Origin of the sequence: Halomonas campaniensis, from assembly GCF_002211105.1 — a bacterium.
GTDB lineage: Bacteria > Pseudomonadota > Gammaproteobacteria > Pseudomonadales > Halomonadaceae > Vreelandella > Vreelandella campaniensis_A.
This window is the reverse complement of record NZ_JPUA01000001.1, coordinates 18735-36654: the sequence shown is the minus strand read 5'-3', so window position 1 is coordinate 36654 and position 17920 is coordinate 18735. Positions and strand designations below refer to the sequence as shown.

The following is a 17920-nucleotide window of genomic DNA, read 5'->3' as shown; positions in this document are numbered from 1 at the left end:
GGCGTCAAGTATACAATCCTAGACAGATGGGTTATAGGCACATAGGCCAACAAGCCGCTTTAGGTAAGGAGAACAGTATGATTGTGGTAACAGGCGGTGCCGGTTTTATCGGGGCCAACATAGTCAAAGCATTGAATGCCCGTGGGCGAAATGACGTGATGGTCGTTGACGATTTGCGCGATGGTACCAAATTCGTCAATTTGGCCGACTGCACGCTGGCGGATTACCTCGATAAGGACGATTTCCTTGCCAGGGTAAAAGCTGCCCTGCGCGGTGATAGCGTCGACCTACCCAAGATCGATGCTATTTTTCATGAGGGCGCCTGCTCGGATACCACCGAGTGGGATGGTCACTATATGATGGAGAATAATTTCGAGTACTCCAAAGTGCTGCTTAATTACTGCGAGCAGCAGAGTATCCCCTTCTTGTTCGCCTCGTCAGCCGCCACCTATGGCGGTAGCGAGATATTTAGAGAGGCGCCCGAGTGCGAAAAGCCACTTAACGTATACGGCTACTCAAAGCTACTGTTCGATCAGCACGTGCGTTCGCGCTGGAGTGAATTAACCACCCAGGTGGTGGGGTTCCGCTACTTTAATGTCTACGGCCCCCGTGAACAGCATAAAGGCAAAATGGCCAGCGTGGCTTATCACAATCATCTGCAAATTCGTAATGGTGAAACGCTCAAGCTGTTTGGCGCCTACGACGGTTTTGAAGCCGGTATGCAGAGCCGTGACTTCGTTTATGTCGGCGATGTAGTCGATGTAAACCTATGGTTTTTGGATCATCCCGAACAGTCCGGCATTTTTAATCTGGGGACTGGCCGTGCAGAACCCTTTAAAGCGATTGGTGAGGCGGTCATCGACTTTTACGGCAAGGGCGAGATTGACTACATTGCGTTTCCCGAAGAGCTTAAAGGGCGCTATCAGAGCTATACCCGAGCTGATATCAGCCGGCTACGTGAGAGTGGCTGCGATGTTGAGTTTAAAACCGTTGCTCAAGGGGTGAAGGCCTACCTGGAGTGGCTAAATGGCTAACTCAGCTCAGCGACTGCTGGTGATTGGCCCCTCATGGGTGGGTGATATGGTCATGGCACAGAGCCTGTTCATGACCTTAAAAGCCCGTCAGCCAGGGGCGACAATCGCGGTGGTGGCACCAGCCTGGTCTCAGCCTATTTTAGAGCGTATGCCTGAAGTGGACGAAGTGCTGCCGCTGGCAGTGGGGCACGGTGAGTTTGGCCTGTCCAGCCGCCGCGAACTCGCTAATCGGCTGCGCGGGCGTTTTGACCGCGCCATTGTACTGCCTCGCTCTTGGAAAGCTGCACTGGTGCCCTTTATGGCACGTATTCCTGAGCGTATAGGCTTTCTAGGGGAGCACCGTTATGGGCTTCTCAAGGAGCGCCGCAAGCTCGACAAGCAAGTGCTGGATCAAACGGTGAAGCGCTTTGTATCGCTGGGCCTCCCCCTGGAAGAGGCAGCCAGCGGTGAGTTTGCGCTGCCTAAACCACGCCTCCAGATAGACCGCGATAACTTGGTCAATTTACGCCTGACACACTCGCTCTCTTCGCGCACGGCGATTGGCATGATGCCGGGCGCTGAGTATGGCCCCGCCAAGCAGTGGCCGGTGAGTTATTTTCATACATTAGCCAAACGGCTGGTGAAAGAGGGTTTTGAAGTACGCGTACTCGGTGGGGCAAAGGATCATCCGGCGGGGGAACAGATCACGCAGGGGCTTTCTCATGCCCATAACCTGTGTGGCAAAACACAGCTGGCTGATGCGGTTGATCTGCTGGCGGACTGCCGACAGGTAGTTACCAATGACTCGGGGTTAATGCATGTGGCTGCCGCGGTCGGCGTTCGCATTCATGCACTGTACGGTTCTTCATCGCCTGCCTACACGCCGCCATTGACCGATAACGCCGTCATCCATTACCTAGCGCTCTCTTGCTCTCCCTGCTTTCAACGTACCTGCCCGTTGGGTCACACCAACTGCCTTAATCAGCTCAGCGTTGAGCAAGTCTATCGACAGATTCATGCGACTCATCACTGGGAAAGTGTAATCGTTAATGGATGAGCTCGACTTCGTCTGCCACATCAGCAGGCGTCTCCAGAGTTTGCTCTTGGGAGGTGCCTTGAGAAGATTCATCGGGCTCGCGCCGCTGCGGGGAGATGCCCTCCCAAAGGCGGTGCTGCAGCGCTGTCTCTTCTCGCAAGCGTTCATTAAGCACTTCGATACCATGCGCCTCTACCAGCGTTCGGTTGTTGCTGAAAAGCGAAGTGCCTAGGCCTGCGCGGTCGCGCTCCAATTTAAAGCCCAACGCATCGAGTATCGTAGGGAAAACATCCAGCATGGTAGCGTCTCGCCGGATACGCTGTGGCTTGATACCGTTACTCAGCATGATGAGCGTATTGTCGCGGTCTAATGCGGTCAGTTGATCCCAGACAGAAACGCGCATCGTCAAATGGTCGCTAAGTATGACCACTAACGTGTTATCGAGAAGCCCCTCGGACTCCAAACGTTCAACCAGATTTCGTGCAAGCCAAGTAGAGCATTTCACCGAATAAAGAATATCTTGCCCATCGAACTCTCCCTGCTCTTCCACACAGGACTGAGAAGGGTAGCCATTTGGCGCATGGCCTGCCAAATTAAGACTAACCACGCCCCAGGGGCCGTTATCTTCATTGTCTAATCGTCTGATCTCATCGGCTGTGATGTCATACAGCGTATCGTCATACAGCCCCCAGCTATTAACGTACTCAGGATCCTCCAGCAGGGGCTCTAAATCTTCACGGCCTTTGACCGTATTGAATTGATGTCCGCGGTAGAACAGTCCTTTACCGGCGAACTGTGTGCTAGCCCCGCCTAGATAGCTTAATTGGTAGCCCTGTTCCGCAAGGATATCTCCCAGGCAATCGACGCCAGGGACAACCTTCGATAGCGGCTCAAATTGGCTATCGTGGAGAAGCCCTGCGGGCATCAGTGGCACACCGCACTGGCTGGCAATCATGCCGGCCATCGTCCACCCCGTGTTATCCATTTGGCGCACGCCCTCAAAAACGGCACCTCGTTCACCCAGGGCGTTAAGGTCGGCGTAGGCATCCTCAAATAGCTCATTGGAGTAGGTGCGCTCAATGCTTTCCAGATATAGGATGAGTAAGTTAGGCGCCTCCCTTAGCTCTTCAGTGGGGGGTGGCTTGTAGCGGCGATCCAGCCAGGCTCCATCATCGGTGACAATCGACGCGCTGCGTTGGCCTAGGCCATAAAGCAGCGGGTTGCTAGCCAATAACAGAATAGCGAAAAAACGCTCAGCTAAGCGCCAGCGCTGGTCATGACGTGATAGCCACGTTACCGCTGCCAGTACGCCGATCATTATCAGCGTATAGAGCAGCGCGGAAATCATTTTGCCTGCGCCACCGTGTTCGGCCATACCGGCTTGAAGGTGAAAAAACACCGCGCCTAGGTCGACGATGCCAAAGCTATCCGCCAGATAAACGTACACACCCCATAGGCTTAGCGGTAACAGCGACCAGGGCCACATTTTACGATAACGAGCGTTCGCAGGATGGCCCCAGCGTAACTTTAAGCCCACGCCAATCCACATGGCCGCTACAAAAAATAGCGTCCACCAGGGCAGGCGGGTCATGACCGTGGTGGCATAACCCATGCAGAGGCCAATTAGCGTCAGTGCTATGGTGGCCAGCCTCGCGGTATCCCATGCAATGAAAGAGCGATAACTTCTGATGACTATTACCTAATATAAACAGTGAAAATGGCTTTGACAGAAAAATGGATAGCTCTGATGATAACGGCTACTCAGGAAGAAGTTGATGGGTGCGCTCGAAATATTTCTGCATCACCAAAATGCCTAGCAAACGTTCCTGGCCCGTATTCATAAATTGAGCGAAGTAGCGGTTGGCATTACCGATAATTTTTTTGGCCGCCGCGGGGTTATCCTGGTAATAGATGATTTTTTCCTCCAGATCTGAGTAATCATCCTTGAGCTTCACATAGTGATAGTCAGGTAACAAAGTGCCTTCCATAAACCATGTTTCAAAGCGCGGCTGTCGCATAAAACAGAGTGAGTTGGAGGCCATTATCCATTTGAGATTTGTTGCAACATCTTTGCCTTCTATACTGAGCACGAATTTATATTTCAGTTGCTCCTGTACCGACATAAAATGGCGATGCCAGGGCTGGCCATGCGCATTTTTGTGAATGTCACCCACATTGCATAGCGGGTGATCATAAAAATCTCGAACGAATTGTCGCCGGTGTTCTTGATGACAAGAACCCCGCCATACCACAAGGTCAAGCTTGTCATCATAGCGGTAAGGATCTTGTACCGTGTAGTAATGGCGAACACGGTTTAACTTAAGTAAAACCGAGTTTTGATTGTGGTCATTAATGGGGCGGCTTTTCACCAAGGTCGGCGCGTCTGGCACGGTGGTTACATCACCAAAGCGATGGCAGAAGCGTAGTTCAGGCGGGAAGTAGCGTAATATACTGAGCAAGTCTAAATAATAAGTGCCGCTTTTCTCGCGCTTGAATCCAGACAAACTTTTTGCTGAACCCGGCAGCTCAACAGTGTCATCCAATTGGTTACAGTAGTTAACTCGGAAAAGTAATTGCTGCTGCTCCTCTTCTGGCAGGTGCTTTAATGAGTGAAGTAAGCTGATTCTTTGCCGTTGTAGAAACGTACTGGGAATCAGACGGTGAACGGTATGCTGCGCATAAAAGCCCAGCTTATGAAGGTTTTTATGCGCTTTTGCAGAAGCCGCAAACATCATTATTCGCTCACTATGGTTTGATAGAGGTGCCAGTACGATGCAGTCATTGACTGCGGGCTATAATGATCTAAACGCTCAGTGGCTCCTTGAACCAATCGCTGCCGAAGAGCGACATCCTGTCTTAATCGCATAATACCGCTAGCCAGTGCATCGGCGTCGCCGGAGGGTATCAGTAACCCTGTCTGTTCGTGCTTGACGATATCGGGTATGCCGCCAACGTCGGTAGCAATGACAGGAACACCGAGCTGCATGACATCCAGTAACACCGAGCCCAAGCCTTCATTGCGTGAAGGAAACGCAAACACATCCAGGCCAGCCAGATAGTCGGCAATATTGCTTTTAAACCCCAGCCAGGAAACATTGCCAAGCGACGAGTATTCTGTTTTTAGCGTTTCCGTATCTTCACCATCGCCTAGCAAAATAAACTGTATATCAGGTGCTTGATGCTCAAGCTTCTGAGCAGCTTTTAAGAGCACTCGCTGGCCTTTATGGCGGTCAACCACTGCGCCCGCATGGCCAACCAAAAACTTACCGGTAAAATCATCACGGAAATGATGGGTCGCTTCAGACGCGGGTATTAAGTGGGCATGGGCACTGGCGATTAAAGTAACGTCGCCACACTGATTATCTTCCAGAAGCCCCTTTATAACGTGGGAAAGGGCAACTCTGGCGGATGCATGAGAGTAACACTGCTGGTTAAACCACTTACGTTTGACGGGGGAATCGACACGGCGTGTAATTAAGTAGGGCGTGCCTTTCAAACGGTAGTGTAAGTAAGCCCAATGAACGCCTTTTGCATCGTGGGCGTGCACCAGCTGCGACTTGTTGGCCGATGTCGCGCCGAAACGAAAATGCCCTGCTAACTGATGATTGGCTGTCTGGAAATCGAGTCGCGCTACTCCCTGCAGGTGTTGGCGCATGGGAGAGTCACGACGGCAAACCAGTGTTTGTGAAATATCGTATTCAGGTTGTTCTGCTAACGTCTTAATTAATAACTCAGTTTGGCGCTCACCGCCGCGAAAACCGCGGGCCAAATTGACATGGGTAATATGCATCAATCACCAAACCTTTTTAAAGTCTTCGGCTTCGAGGACTTTTGGGTCGCGCTGGTATTCGAGTAGCTTGGCATACTTTAAGTAACTATTGAGTCCTGCGCTGATCGCAACGGTCATGCCATCGACCCCGCCCATGAAGCCTCGCTGAAAAATATATTTGCGTATAAAGGCATTCAGGCCATGGGTAAATGGCGAGAAAGCGTTGGCCCGTTTACCCTTTTGAAACATGATTTTGGCCGCACGACCGCTGAAATTGCGTCCTGGCTTGGCAAATAACTGGCCTAGGTTAGCAAAAGAGTAATGCACTATATCTGCATTAAGTCGCTTGGGGTTAGAAGCCCCTATGCTGGCATGCTGTTTTACATCAGCAAAGCGAGCATGGTGTCGGTTGTAGAGTCGAATGCAGTAATCCGGATACCATCCACAGACTCTAATCCAGCGTGAGCCAATCATATTGCGACGACGAAAGGCAAAGGCGTCATGTTCAGTTGCAGAAAGGTCGAGCTGCCTGATCGCTTCGACCATCTCTGGTGTTAGGCGCTCATCGGCGTCTAAGCTGAGCACCCAGTCATATTTTACATGCGCTAGCGCGATATTTTTTTGAATGCCGTCGCCTAGGTAGGCCTGTTGAACCACTTGGGCACCTAACTCGTGCGCGATAGCAGTGGTGCGATCTTGGCTGCCTGAATCCACTACAACGATGTCGTCACATACCTGGCGAACGGAAGCAATACAGTCCGCAATATTGGCTTCTTCATTAAAGGTAATAATATTAGCCGATATCATTGTGCAGGCATCTCTTGCAAAAAGGCAGTCGTAATGTGCGCTGGAGAAAAGCGTTCCAGCCAACGTTCATCAATAGCGTAGCCGTCCGCTTCAAGAATGGCATCGACACGGTCTGCTAAGGCCTCCGGCGTCATGTCACAAAGGTAAGCTTCCAGCTCTCCGGCCATAATATCACGTACCCCGCCTGGACAATCGACCGAGACAATAGGCGTTTGGCAAGCCAGCGCTTCAAGCAGCACAATGCCAAGCCCTTCGTGGGCAGAGCTCAAGATGAATAGGCGCGCATGATGCATCCAAGGATAAGGGTTTAATTGGCGACCGACAAAAGTCACCCGCGCTGCAATACCCAGCTCACCGGCTAGCGCTTCCAGCTCTGCACGCAGTGGCCCCTCGCCGACAATCACCAGCGGAAGGGTGGTGTGCATCTTGGCGTATGCTCGTAGCAGTAGGTGGTGATTTTTTTGCGGCACCAAGCGTGCTACGTTGAGCAAATACGGGGAAGGGGGCCGCTCTGGAATATCTTCGCACATGGCTTTGCGAATGGTCGCTAAAGGGCATGGGTTGGTGATGGTTCTCAGCGAGAGCGGCTTGACTTGTAGTGTCTGCAGAACAGTGGCGATTTGCTGTTCAACACCGTGGGATACGGTAACTAAGTGTTTGTTATGAAAAAGGCAGCGTGCTTTTAGCCGCTCTAGCCAGGCGGCATGGCCAGGGGGCGCTTTAACGATATTCTCCAGAACATAACAGGCACGGGAATCTTGAAAAGACCATACCGTTTCAAACGTACCGATACCGCGGAAAATTATCCGGTCAAAAGTGCCATATTGACGCTCAAGGCGACGTATTTCACGGCGAAAAAGCTTGCCCCCCCACCAGCCCGACAATAAAAAGTAGCTCTTCCTTAACACGCTATTGAGCAAGCGTGCCACCACCTCGATAATGCCACCTACACCCGATGTCCACATAGCACGAGACAGTGCGAAATGGTGGACATTTACCCGCCCATTGCTCGGTGCTAACTGAGGCGGACGCGGCTTAAAGTACATTAAATGGCTCTCATGGCCCTGTTCAGCAAAAGCGTCGGCAAGGTTCACCGCCACACGCTCCATGCCGCCAATTTTTAACGTACGCACAACAATTAATACCTTCATGTGGGCGAGTCCTTTTGGTGGGGCGGAAGTTGCATCACAGGGTTGTTTAGTCGCGCTGGTGCCGATTATGAAACCAGGATAGCGCATGCTTCAGAGGCTATGGCAGGATGGCTGAGGAGATATGAATGATTTCATGACATTAATGAGTGAAAGTACCTATACACGTAATAGGCAAGTGAGTGAAGGTTATCGATGTGCCATGGTTTTCGTTAGCGAATGGGCCCGCGTTATTTCTAAAACAGGTCTGAAAGAGAAAGAGCATAGACAGATTATAGACAATAATATTGTTCATAATCAATAAATTACGCCATTATTATGGCTCAAAAAACAGATCATGATGCTCAAGACCTTATCCACCTAGCCATCTGTTTGCAACCGATCTGTTGATGCCCTGCTAAGATTGCACGGCAGGTTATCCCCATATGAATTAGGCTAGCACCGGTGTGGTTTCTGATATCCTAGCGCCCTTGAAAGAATCAATTGATAACACTTGGTGAGTGTCGAGCGACTCGCTGAGTATTTCGGGGCGGGCGGAGAACTCACATCAGGAGTAGGCTGATAGATGGAAAGGGGTAGAGAAGGGCTGCAATGCGGCTGGAATACAAAAAATAATGCAGTTGGTTGGATTGCATTATCTGTTTATGCTTTTTCGTGGCTTATCAATTTTGACGTTTCTCGTGCGGCGGAGTCAGTATTTCTTCTATGCTTTGTCATTGCTTGGTTTAAGGAGCCTGACCCAGCAATTAAGTGGAATAAGGTTTTTCTACTCTTCATCGCTTTTGTTGCGCTTCAGGTCTGGGTGCATATTTTTGCGATAGAACGCTTCCCAGAGGTTGCCGATGGGCAGATCAAAGCTGCACGGCATATGACCAAACTTTTCTTTTGTATTGCAGTTGCTTGGTGGCTGAGAGGTTCTATAGATGCTGCCAAGTATTTACTGTTTATCTTTTTAGCAGGAATCGTCACTTCTTTAGTTATTAATTCAAATACTGAAACTTGGATGGCGGGTCTGTCAGGCAAGCGCGTCGATTTTGGATACACTAATGCCCAACATACAGCCTTTTACTTGGGCCTACTACTGATTATGGGGGGGGGCTGGCTTGTCAGATGCCTGCGTTGCGGCGCTAATAAGCCCGAGTGGGGGCTGGCGTTGGCTTTGACACTACTTGGTTTGATAGGTGTTGTCGTAACCCAAACTCGGGCGGTCTGGTTAGCCCTGACCGTGATACTGCTAAGTTTGATAGTCTTTAGCTTGTGTCGTTTCGTTAAGCAAAGACAACGACGCTGGTTGCGCCCAACAATGCTGTTTCCAGTTGTTGCCCTAGTCGGCGTGCTCACACTTACGGTGATCACGATGGTGCCGGTTATTGAAAAGCGGCTGTTAGATGAGCAGGATGTGATCGAAACTATCGGACAAGGCAACCTCGATGATGTCCCTCTCAGTAGTATTGGTATACGTATTCATACCTGGGTATATGGATGGGAAAAAGTTAAGGAAAGGCCTCTGACGGGATGGGGGCCTAAAAGCCGAAACTCGCTGATTGATGAAGGGCCTTTCCCCGATTGGCTGAAAGACATGTTTGGACATTTCCATAACGTCTACCTGGAAATCCTATTGGCATATGGTGTGTTAGGGCTGGCAGCACTAGCTGCGCTGACAGTGATGGTTCTCAGGGGGACAATTATGTTACTTGGGAGGGGGCACCAATATTTGGGCATGGGAATGCTCGTGTCGTGGGTATTTTTCTTCATCATAAACTTGTTTGAGTCCTACCTGATTTTCAGTTCTGGCATGTATTTTTTCATCATTTTCGGCGGGATCGGGATGTCCTTCTATCTTTTCGGTGAAAATCGAACAACCAGTGCAGAGGCATAATGAATATTGTTCTGTGTGCAGATGAATCTTATGCTCGGTATGGTTCTGTTGTTATGGCCTCGGTTATCGCCCATGCCATTAATATTGAGCAGATCCACTTCTTCATGCTGACGCCAGGTATGAGCGAGGAGACTAAAAATTGCCTACGTGAATCCGTTGAGCGATCCGGTGCTGCCCTTGATGTCATCGACGTCGACGTGGCGGCGTTGCAAGGATTCAAGGCTGGTCGCTTTGGTATCGCGGCGCTGCTTCGCCTGCTGATGCATCGTTATCTGCCTGCCGATTGTAAGCGCATCATTTACCTTGACTGTGATTTGCTAGTTCGTAGTGACCTCTCTGAGTTATGGTCTATGCCGCTCAATGGTCATACCGCTGCGGCTACCATTAACCTGTACAGCTCTTCCAGCAGGGGGGCTCGAAAGTTACCGGATGACTACTTCAACTCAGGGGTAATGCTTGTCGATATGACGGCTTGGCGTGAAAAGTGCGTGGGTGAAAGGGCTTTGGCATACCTTGAAAGAGAGGGCGACAACTTTCAGTATCCAGATCAGGATGCCCTGAATCGAGTGCTGGAAGGGGATTGGTGCTGGCTACCGGCAGAGTGGAACTTTCAACCGACGGCCTATGCGGCTGTAGAGAAGCGCTATCCGCATCTTTTTACACATATGGCCTCTCTGGAAACGGCTATTCGCCATCCGCGCATCGTGCATTTCATTGGATCGGTCAAGCCATGGCATGCCAAATGTGTGCATCCTTTTCAGGAAGACTTTATTGCCTATTCTCGCCATACCGCTTGGCCTATTGATAGCAAGGCATTGGCGTCCTCGCTATCGTGGACGGAACGCATCCGTATGGCATTCAAGCAGCCTAAGATTCGCCGTCGTCGCCGATTAACCCAGGCCTAAACTTCATAATTTACAAAATGTAACAAATTTCAGTATAAGGGTAGATCATCTTGTTGCTCTGTATCCTTGAATGATAGGGGAGGTTGTCGTAGCAGGTTTAAATTTGTGTACAGACCTCTCCAGTCTCTCTAAATTTGCTTTACCCCATTTCCCTGGAGACCGCAGCCTGCAACGATCGAAATCAATCAGCCAAGGCTCGCCCCTGGAGTCGATCAAAATATTGCGGGCATTCAGGTCAACATGGTCAAGCCCCGCTTGATGAAAGCGGTAAATCATAGCACCTACACGCTTTAACAACGCCTCATCCGCCAGATCGTTGACGAGTAGCTCAGCGAATGCTTTGGCGCCAGCAATGCGCACGGTAATCAACGCGGCTTCATAAGTAAGCCCATAGTGGGTAACGCAGCTCGCCACGGGGCGGGGCACTGGTAGGCCTTGCTCAAAAAGCTTGGCGGTTAAGCGCAGTTCACGAAACGCCCGGGTGCGCTCAGCGCCAGTCCATAAATAGCGTTTCTTACTTAATTTGGCCGCCACGCCCCCCCGGCGATAGGGCCTTAATACCCACTGCTCGGTCGGCGTTGCCTGTAAAAACAGGCTACTGCCCCGGCCAGGCGCTTCGCCCACAATTAATCCACGCTCACGCCAGTAATCCCCAGTGAATAGGTCTGGATCAATTTGGTGTGTTCCCGGTGCGTCACATAAACTGTCTACATCATGTAAAATCAGCCAATTTCTCTGCTGGAGTGCCGCTAAGCGCATGAAGCCCTCTCTGCCTGTTCAGCCTAACCACATTGCCATTTTGCGCCTCTCCGCCCTAGGAGATGTGTGCAATCTCGTGCCCACGGTACGGGCGTTGCAGCGTCAGTGGCCCGATGCGCGTATTACCTGGATTATCGGTAAGGGGGAGCACAGTCTACTGGCGGGGCTTTCCGGGGTCGAGTTCGTTGTTTACGACAAGTCCACCGGTTTTGCCGGTATGCGCGCATTATGGCGGCAGCTTGCCGATACGCGCTTCGATGTACTGCTGCATATGCAGCAGGCCATCCGTGCCAGCCTACTCTCACTGGGGCTGAAGGCCGACGTCCGCGTGGGCTATGACAGGGCGCGCGCCAAAGACGCTCAGCACTGGTTCACCCAGCATCAGCTCGCGCCGCACCCCAATGCCCACGTACTGGAGTCCTTTATGGACTTCGCTCGGGTGCTCGGTGTAAACGATGACCACCTAGCATGGGATTTGCCGGTGCCCGATACGGCACGCAATGAAGCCCAGGTCATCAGTGGGGACGCGCCTTATCTGGTCATTAACCCATGCAGCAATGTGCGCCTGCGTAATTTTCGCAATTGGTCGGTAGAGGGTTACGCTAGCGTGATTGAGTACGCTTGGATGCAGCACGGCCTTAAAAGTGTATTAACTGGCGGTGGTAGCGCCCTGGAACGGGAGATCGGCGATCAAATTGAAGCGCTGTGCCAGCCTGCAAGCGTGATTAACGCTATTGGCGGCACCTCGCTAAAAGGGGTTTTAGCGCTGATTGATCAAGCCCAAGCGGTAATAGCGCCGGATACCGGACCTATCCATATGGCCAATGCCATGGGCACCCCGGCGTTAGGACTCTATGCTTCGACCAATCCCCAGCGTGCGGCGCCCTATTTGTGGCGTGATTTTGCGGTCAACGCATACCCCGAAGCGGTACGTACCTATCTGCATAAGTCGGTAGAGGAGGTGAGCTGGGGCCAGCGGGTGCGTCATCCCAGTGCCATGATGCTGATTAAAGCCGACGACGTTATCGCTAAATTGGACACACTATTGGCGCATACCGCCTCTACCGCCAGCGCAGGGAGCACTGATGAAGATTGATTTAACCGCCTTAGAGCATGCCCACGTTCTGGTTGTCGGGGATGTGATGCTAGACCGCTACTGGCATGGCGGCACCTCGCGCATTTCTCCTGAAGCGCCGGTGCCGGTGGTGCGTGTGGAAGATGTCGAGGATCGCCCAGGCGGGGCAGCCAATGTGGCGCTGAACATTACCTCCCTTGGCGGCCATGCCGTGCTGGCGGGCGTGATCGGCGACGATGACAACTCGCAGATTTTACAAGCTAGCTTGACTGCCTCCGGTGTAAGCACTTACTTCCAGCGTAGCGCTCAGGTACCGACGATCACGAAGCTGCGAGTGATGAGTCGTAACCAGCAGCTACTGCGCCTGGATTTCGAGCAGCGCTTGGACAGTGTCGATACCACTGAGCTAGTGACGCAGGTAGAAAAGGCGCTCCCCGATTGCGACATAGTGATCCTTTCCGACTACGGCAAAGGCACGCTGAACCAAGTAGAGAACTTGATAGCCAATGCAAGAGCTCAGGGCAAGCGGGTGCTAATCGATCCGAAAGGGCAAGATTTCAGCAAATATCGTGGGGCGAGCTTAATCACCCCCAATCTCACCGAATTTGAAGCCGTGGTTGGCCATTGTGCGACCGATGCTGAGTTATCTCGCCGGGGCGAGGCGCTGCGCGCTGAGCTTGAGCTTGAAGCGTTGCTGATTACCCGCAGCGAAAAAGGCATGACGCTGATTCGTGAAGGGCATGCGCCGCTACATTTGCCTACCCGGGCCCAGGAAGTCTTCGATGTGACGGGGGCAGGGGATACTGTTATCGGCCTGATGGGGCTGGCGCTTGCGGCGGGCCACGCCTTTCCCGAAGCGATGATGCTGGCCAACCTGGGGGCCGGGCTGGTCGTGGCCAAACCGGGTACGGCAACGCTTTCCATCGCCGAGCTCTACACTGCGCTACACGGCGATAAGCTGGCCGAGTTTGGTGTGATTGAGCCGAATATATTGGTCGAGGCGGTGCGCGCTGCTCAACTTCGCGGTGAGCGGGTGGTCATGACCAACGGCTGCTTCGATATTCTGCACGCAGGCCATGTCGCTTACCTGGAGCAGGCCAAGCGCCTGGGCGATCGTTTAATTGTCGCGGTTAACGATGACGCCTCCATTGGTCGCCTGAAAGGGCCCAAGCGGCCGATTAATCCGCTTAACCGGCGTATGCAGGTGTTGGCGGGATTAGGGGCTGTCGATTGGGTTGTGCCGTTCAGTGACGACACCCCTCAGGCGCTGATCGAAGCGGTGCTACCCGATATTTTGGTCAAAGGTGGCGACTACCGGCCAGAAGATATCGCCGGGGGCGCGGCCGTAATCGCTAATGGTGGCGAGGTTAAAGTACTGGGCTTTGAAGATGGCGTGTCGACCTCGGCGATGATTAGTTCGATTCTAGATCGTGAGCGCTAAGAAACCTCTGATGTCTTCACCTGCCTGGCCTCGGCTTGCCTACTCAGCGGCGCTGTATGCACTCTCGCCGCTGATTGGCTGGCGTATCTGGCGTGAGCAAGTACCCACATACTCACGCCTTCAACGGCTGGGTTTGCGCCTTCAGCCGCTTCCCCCAGCGCCACGCATTTGGCTGCACTGTGCCTCGGTGGGGGAAGTACGCGCTGCGCGTCCGCTGATTGAGGGGCTATTAGCGGGTTTTCCAGCCCATAGCCTGCTGCTCACCACCATGACCGCGACCGGTGCCGGGCAGGCTCAAGCGCTCATTAGCGAGCACCCCCCAGCCGATCAGGCAAGACTTTCTCACCGCTTTCTGCCGCTGGACTTTCCAGGTGCTTCCAAACGTTTTGTGCGCTGTGTTGAACCCGAGCTTGCCATCCTGTTTGAAACCGAGCTGTGGCCTAATCTGATCCACGCCTGCCGACAGCAGGGTGTCTCCGTCGCGGTGGTGAACGGGCGCTTGTCTCCGCGCGCCTTTAAGCGTTACCAACGTTTGCGCCCGCTAATGGCCAGTACCCTCGACGAGATTAGCTGGCTCGCTGCAAAATCATCAGCAGACGCCGAACGCTTTAATACCCTCGGCTGCAGCACGGATATCACCCGCGTCGTTGGGTCACTAAAATTTGAAATAGCTAGCCAAAATAAGCCCCTTGAAGAGGGTGAACACTTACTTCAAGCGTGGGGAGAACGTCCGGTTTGGGTCGCGGGCTCCACCCGAGACGGCGAAGAAGCGCTACTGCTTAACGCCCATCGCCAACTGCTGAACCGTTTCCCTGATGCGCTGCTGGTACTCGTGCCCCGCCACCCCCAGCGCTTTGACGCTGTCGCCAAGCTTTGTCAAACCGAAGGCTGGATCCTAAGCCGCCGTAGCCAGCAGCAGTCCGTGGCGGCACAAACACAGGTCTACCTGGGGGATACGTTAGGTGAACTGGCTATGCTCTATGCAGCGGGCCGTGTGGCCTTTGTCGGGGGCAGCCTAGTGGCGCTGGGCGGACATAATATACTTGAACCGGCGGCGCTAGGCAGGCCGGTGCTTAGTGGTTCCTCGATTGAGAACTTCGCCGATGTGGCTGAACCGCTGCAAGCGGCAGGAACGCTAACCCTGGTCGATACCACGGAGGCCCTGGCAGACGCCGTAGCAGACTATTTCGCTAACCCTGAGCGCGCCCAGCGGGCCGGTCAAGCAGGGCGCGCGGTAATTGAGGCACACAGAGGCGCACTTGATCGCACCCTGACAGGATTGGCTTCACTGCTGTCTTGTTAGCCCGTAACGTTATCTAAGAACCTTTATTTCAGCGCGATCCTTTCTACGCCATCTTCTTTGCCTAGCAGTAGAACATCCGCGCCGCGGGCGGCAAACAGGCCATTGGTGACAACACCGACGATTGCGTTGATGCGTGCTTCCATGGCCACGGGGTCTGCAATCATAAATTCATAGCAGTCGATAATTTGGTTGCCATTGTCGGTGACCACTCCTTGGCGATAGACCGGCTCGGCGCCAAGTGCGACAAGCTCGCGGGCGACATAGGAGCGAGCCATGGGGATGACTTCTACCGGTAGCGGAAAATGACCTAACTGAGGCACGTACTTTGAGCCATCGGCAATGCAGATAAAGCGTTCGGCACAGGCAGCCACGATTTTTTCGCGGGTAAGCGCGGCACCACCGCCTTTAATCATGTGTAAGTGAGTATTCACTTCGTCTGCGCCATCTATGTAAAAGGGCACTGTGCCGACGCTATTAAGCTCAAACACCTCAATGCCGAGTTTCTCAAGGCGCTCGGCGCTTGCCTTAGAGCTCGCCACCGCGCCTTTAAAGTGATGGCGTAGGGGGCCCAGGCGGTCAATAAACAGGTTAGCCGTGGAGCCGGTGCCAATTCCTAAGATGGTATCCTTTTCCAACTGAGATTTAATTTCTTCAATTGCTGCGTCCGCTACAGCAGCTTTCAATTCGTCCTGGTTCATAGTCAGCCTTATGCGTCAGAGGAGAGTTAGAGAAATGAGCAAGCGGCGCTAGTATAACGAGCTAAACGCTGCCTGCCGATGGAAACGCTGCTAGACGCCGCTATGGGTAATCTGCTACCAATAAAAGCTTTGTCCGTTCACGTTCTTCCCTTGGGATATCCGCATGCTAGAAGCAACCGTCAAAAAGATCCTCCAAGCCCGCGTTTATGAAGCCGCTTGTGAGACCCCGATTTCTCCTGCACCCTTTTTGTCGCGTCGCTTTAATAACCAGATTTTGATTAAGCGCGAAGACCTACAGCCGGTGTTTTCGTTCAAAATTCGTGGCGCCTATAACAAAATGGCGCAGCTATCGCAGGAGCAAAAAGATAAAGGCGTGATTGCTGCTTCTGCCGGCAACCATGCCCAAGGGCTGGCCATGGCTGCAAAGCTGATGGGGGTCAAAGCCGTCATTGTGATGCCGCGGATCACCCCGGATATCAAAGTCCAGGCGGTGCGCGCCCGGGGCGCCAAGGTCATCCTCAAAGGAGATGCCTTCGCCGCCGCCGCCGAGCATGCTCAAGAGCTGATCAAAGAGCACGGCTACACCTACATTCCGCCGTTCGATGATATCGATGTGGTAGCGGGTCAGGGCACGATTGGCGTGGAGATTCTGCGCCAGCACGCTGGGCGCTTGGATGCCATCTTCGTACCGGTCGGCGGCGGTGGATTAATCGCAGGTGTAGCGGCCTATGTGAAGTACCTGCGTCCGGATATCAAAGTGATCGGTGTCGAAGCCGAAGACAGCGCTTGTCTTAAAGCCGCTTTAGACGCAGGTGAACGCGTAGTTCTCGACCAAGTGGGCGTATTTGCCGAGGGCGTCGCGGTCGCGCAAGTCGGCGAAGTGCCGTTTTCGCTGATCAAAGACCTGGTCGACGATGTTATTACCGTCAATACCGATGAAATGTGCGCAGCGGTAAAAGATATTTTTGAGGATACCCGTGCGGTGGCGGAAACCTCCGGCGCGCTCTCGCTGGCGGGGCTAAAAAAATATATCCAGCAGACCGGCGCTGAAGGGGAGACGCTGCTGTGCATTAACTCAGGCGCCAATACCAATTTTGATCGCCTACAGCACATTGCCGAGCGCACGGAGCTGGGCGAGCAGCGTGAAGCAATTCTGGCAGTGACCATTGCCGAGAAACCCGGCAGTTTTAAAAAGTTTTGCCGCACGCTAGGCAAACGCATGGTCACTGAATTTAGCTATCGCTATGCCGATAGCAACGAAGCACATATTTACGTGGGGGTTCAGGTGAAGCCCGGTGGCGAGGATCGACAGGCAGTGATCGACAAGCTGCGTGAAAGCGGCTACCAAGTGGAAGATCTGACCGAAAATGAGTTGGCAAAGCTGCATATTCGCCACTTGAGCGGCGGTCGTCCCAGCGAGCGTTTCGAAGAAGAAGTGTACCGCTTTGAGTTCCCCGAGCGCCCAGGCGCGTTGATGAACTTTTTGACCCAACTGCCCCACGACTGGAATATCTCGTTGTTTCATTATCGCAACCATGGTGCGGCCTATGGTCGAGTACTGGTGGGTATGCAAGTGCCTAACGGTGATCGAACCCATGTGGCGGAGTATTTAGATGCCATCGGTTACCGTTACTGGCGCGAGAGCGATAATCCAGCCTATCGACTGTTTATGGCTTAATCGTTCACTACTGTATGTAAGTGCTTGCTCACCTTAAAAGTCAGAGCTGCTAGTAACGCAACGTAACTTAATCCTTAGAAATGAGGCTAAAAAATGCCGCTAAACCAGTTGTCAGTGATGGCCTTATAGCTCTATAGTCGTGAGCGAAATTAAGCAAATTCGTCATTCTTTAGAAAACATCAAAGAGTGGCGGGTTTGGTACATTCGGCAACAATATAGGTGTTGGAGAAGCGGCATGCGGCGGAAGAAGCCTGATATGGTAATGGCGTTGATGGTGGTGTTTGCATTAGGGGTGCTTGCTACCGGTTATGCGCAGGCGTTATCGGGAAGCTAAACCCTGTTGGTTTGCCACTATACGTTAGCACCGATAAGGTGACAGATATCAGACGAAAGGGGCTGATCCTTCATT

At 52.7% G+C, this 17920-nt stretch carries 15 protein-coding genes; 8 read left to right on the top strand and 7 right to left on the bottom strand.

Features of this window, described 5'->3' with window-relative positions:
- Window positions 1-77 precede the first annotated feature (77 nt).
- Window positions 78-1034, top strand: a complete 957-nt coding sequence (rfaD, locus tag JI62_RS00175; RefSeq protein WP_088698228.1) for an ADP-glyceromanno-heptose 6-epimerase — start codon at window positions 78-80, stop codon at window positions 1032-1034.
- Window positions 1027-2070, top strand: coding sequence for a lipopolysaccharide heptosyltransferase II (gene waaF, locus JI62_RS00170; protein ID WP_088698227.1), 1044 nt, complete (start codon window positions 1027-1029; stop codon window positions 2068-2070). The genes rfaD and waaF overlap by 8 nt, the downstream gene beginning before the upstream one ends.
- On the opposite strand, the gene JI62_RS00165 is transcribed toward waaF, so the two are convergent.
- From JI62_RS00165 to JI62_RS00145, 5 genes are all read right to left on the bottom strand, one after another.
- Window positions 2060-3661 (bottom strand): sulfatase-like hydrolase/transferase, encoded by a 1602-nt coding sequence (locus JI62_RS00165; protein WP_088698226.1) that lies wholly within the window; start codon window positions 3659-3661, stop codon window positions 2060-2062. The two genes, waaF and JI62_RS00165, sit on opposite strands and share 11 nt — an antisense overlap.
- 145 nt (window positions 3662-3806) lie before the next feature.
- Window positions 3807-4784, bottom strand: coding sequence for a glycosyl transferase family 90 (locus tag JI62_RS00160; protein WP_240513082.1), 978 nt, complete (start codon window positions 4782-4784; stop codon window positions 3807-3809).
- Complete coding sequence (locus tag JI62_RS00155) at window positions 4784-5839, bottom strand: glycosyltransferase family 4 protein (RefSeq protein ID WP_170938443.1); 1056 nt, start codon at window positions 5837-5839, stop codon at window positions 4784-4786. Before JI62_RS00155 ends, JI62_RS00160 begins: the two co-directional genes overlap by 1 nt.
- A 3-nt stretch (window positions 5840-5842) precedes the next feature.
- Entirely contained in the window at window positions 5843-6688 is an 846-nt protein-coding gene (locus JI62_RS00150) for a glycosyltransferase family 2 protein (RefSeq protein WP_240513081.1), read from the bottom strand.
- Window positions 6622-7776 (bottom strand): glycosyltransferase, encoded by a 1155-nt coding sequence (locus JI62_RS00145; protein ID WP_088698222.1) that lies wholly within the window; start codon window positions 7774-7776, stop codon window positions 6622-6624. The genes JI62_RS00150 and JI62_RS00145 overlap by 67 nt, the downstream gene beginning before the upstream one ends.
- A gap of 562 nt (window positions 7777-8338) precedes the next feature.
- On the opposite strand from JI62_RS00145, the gene JI62_RS00140 reads away from it, so the two are divergent.
- The gene (locus tag JI62_RS00140; RefSeq protein WP_088698221.1) at window positions 8339-9652 is read left to right on the top strand and encodes an O-antigen ligase family protein; all 1314 of its coding nucleotides are present in this window, start codon (window positions 8339-8341) and stop codon (window positions 9650-9652) included.
- Window positions 9652-10557 carry a glycosyltransferase family 8 protein gene (locus tag JI62_RS00135; RefSeq protein WP_088698220.1) on the top strand — a complete coding sequence of 302 codons (906 nt, stop codon included), beginning with the start codon at window positions 9652-9654 and terminating at the stop codon, window positions 10555-10557. The genes JI62_RS00140 and JI62_RS00135 overlap by 1 nt, the downstream gene beginning before the upstream one ends.
- A gap of 45 nt (window positions 10558-10602) precedes the next feature.
- Here JI62_RS00135 and JI62_RS00130 read toward each other — a convergent pair whose 3' ends face one another.
- Entirely contained in the window at window positions 10603-11316 is a 714-nt protein-coding gene (locus JI62_RS00130) for a 3-deoxy-D-manno-octulosonic acid kinase (RefSeq protein WP_088698219.1), read from the bottom strand.
- Between JI62_RS00130 and JI62_RS00125 the strand changes: the two genes are divergently transcribed.
- The 3 genes from JI62_RS00125 to waaA are packed head-to-tail and all read left to right on the top strand — an operon-like array spanning window position 11315 to window position 15135.
- A complete protein-coding gene (locus JI62_RS00125) occupies window positions 11315-12412 on the top strand; it encodes a glycosyltransferase family 9 protein (RefSeq protein ID WP_088698218.1) in 1098 nt (365 codons plus the stop codon). The genes JI62_RS00130 and JI62_RS00125 overlap by 2 nt on opposite strands.
- Window positions 12402-13832, top strand: a complete 1431-nt coding sequence (gene hldE, locus JI62_RS00120) for a bifunctional D-glycero-beta-D-manno-heptose-7-phosphate kinase/D-glycero-beta-D-manno-heptose 1-phosphate adenylyltransferase HldE (RefSeq protein WP_088698217.1) — start codon at window positions 12402-12404, stop codon at window positions 13830-13832. The genes JI62_RS00125 and hldE overlap by 11 nt, the downstream gene beginning before the upstream one ends.
- Window positions 13833-13842: 10 nt before the next feature.
- A complete protein-coding gene (gene waaA, locus JI62_RS00115) occupies window positions 13843-15135 on the top strand; it encodes a lipid IV(A) 3-deoxy-D-manno-octulosonic acid transferase (protein WP_088698216.1) in 1293 nt (430 codons plus the stop codon).
- Window positions 15136-15158: 23 nt separating this feature from the next.
- Here the strand turns inward: waaA and rpiA are convergent, their stop codons facing one another.
- Entirely contained in the window at window positions 15159-15833 is a 675-nt protein-coding gene (gene rpiA / locus JI62_RS00110; protein ID WP_088698215.1) for a ribose-5-phosphate isomerase RpiA, read from the bottom strand.
- Window positions 15834-15996: 163 nt separating this feature from the next.
- Here rpiA and ilvA point away from each other — a divergent pair, with 163 nt between their 5' ends.
- Window positions 15997-17511, top strand: a complete 1515-nt coding sequence (ilvA, locus tag JI62_RS00105; RefSeq protein ID WP_088698214.1) for a threonine ammonia-lyase, biosynthetic — start codon at window positions 15997-15999, stop codon at window positions 17509-17511.
- Window positions 17512-17920: the final 409 nt, after the last annotated feature.

Excerpts from the sequence above, each read along its gene's own strand:
- rfaD (WP_088698228.1), top strand. The coding sequence starts at position 78 with ATGATTGTGGTAACAGGCGGTGCCGGTTTTATCGGGGCCAACATAGTC.
- waaF (WP_088698227.1), top strand. The coding sequence starts at position 1,027 with ATGGCTAACTCAGCTCAGCGACTGCTGGTGATTGGCCCCTCATGGGTG.
- JI62_RS00165 (WP_088698226.1), bottom strand. The coding sequence starts at position 3,661 with ATGGGTTATGCCACCACGGTCATGACCCGCCTGCCCTGGTGGACGCTA.
- JI62_RS00160 (WP_240513082.1), bottom strand. The coding sequence starts at position 4,784 with ATGATGTTTGCGGCTTCTGCAAAAGCGCATAAAAACCTTCATAAGCTG.
- JI62_RS00155 (WP_170938443.1), bottom strand. The coding sequence starts at position 5,839 with ATGCATATTACCCATGTCAATTTGGCCCGCGGTTTTCGCGGCGGTGAG.
- JI62_RS00145 (WP_088698222.1), bottom strand. The coding sequence starts at position 7,776 with ATGAAGGTATTAATTGTTGTGCGTACGTTAAAAATTGGCGGCATGGAG.
- JI62_RS00140 (WP_088698221.1), top strand. The coding sequence starts at position 8,339 with ATGGAAAGGGGTAGAGAAGGGCTGCAATGCGGCTGGAATACAAAAAAT.
- JI62_RS00135 (WP_088698220.1), top strand. The coding sequence starts at position 9,652 with ATGAATATTGTTCTGTGTGCAGATGAATCTTATGCTCGGTATGGTTCT.
- JI62_RS00125 (WP_088698218.1), top strand. The coding sequence starts at position 11,315 with ATGAAGCCCTCTCTGCCTGTTCAGCCTAACCACATTGCCATTTTGCGC.
- JI62_RS00130 (WP_088698219.1), bottom strand. The coding sequence starts at position 11,316 with ATGCGCTTAGCGGCACTCCAGCAGAGAAATTGGCTGATTTTACATGAT.
- hldE (WP_088698217.1), top strand. The coding sequence starts at position 12,402 with ATGAAGATTGATTTAACCGCCTTAGAGCATGCCCACGTTCTGGTTGTC.
- waaA (WP_088698216.1), top strand. The coding sequence starts at position 13,843 with ATGTCTTCACCTGCCTGGCCTCGGCTTGCCTACTCAGCGGCGCTGTAT.
- rpiA (WP_088698215.1), bottom strand. The coding sequence starts at position 15,833 with ATGAACCAGGACGAATTGAAAGCTGCTGTAGCGGACGCAGCAATTGAA.
- ilvA (WP_088698214.1), top strand. The coding sequence starts at position 15,997 with ATGCTAGAAGCAACCGTCAAAAAGATCCTCCAAGCCCGCGTTTATGAA.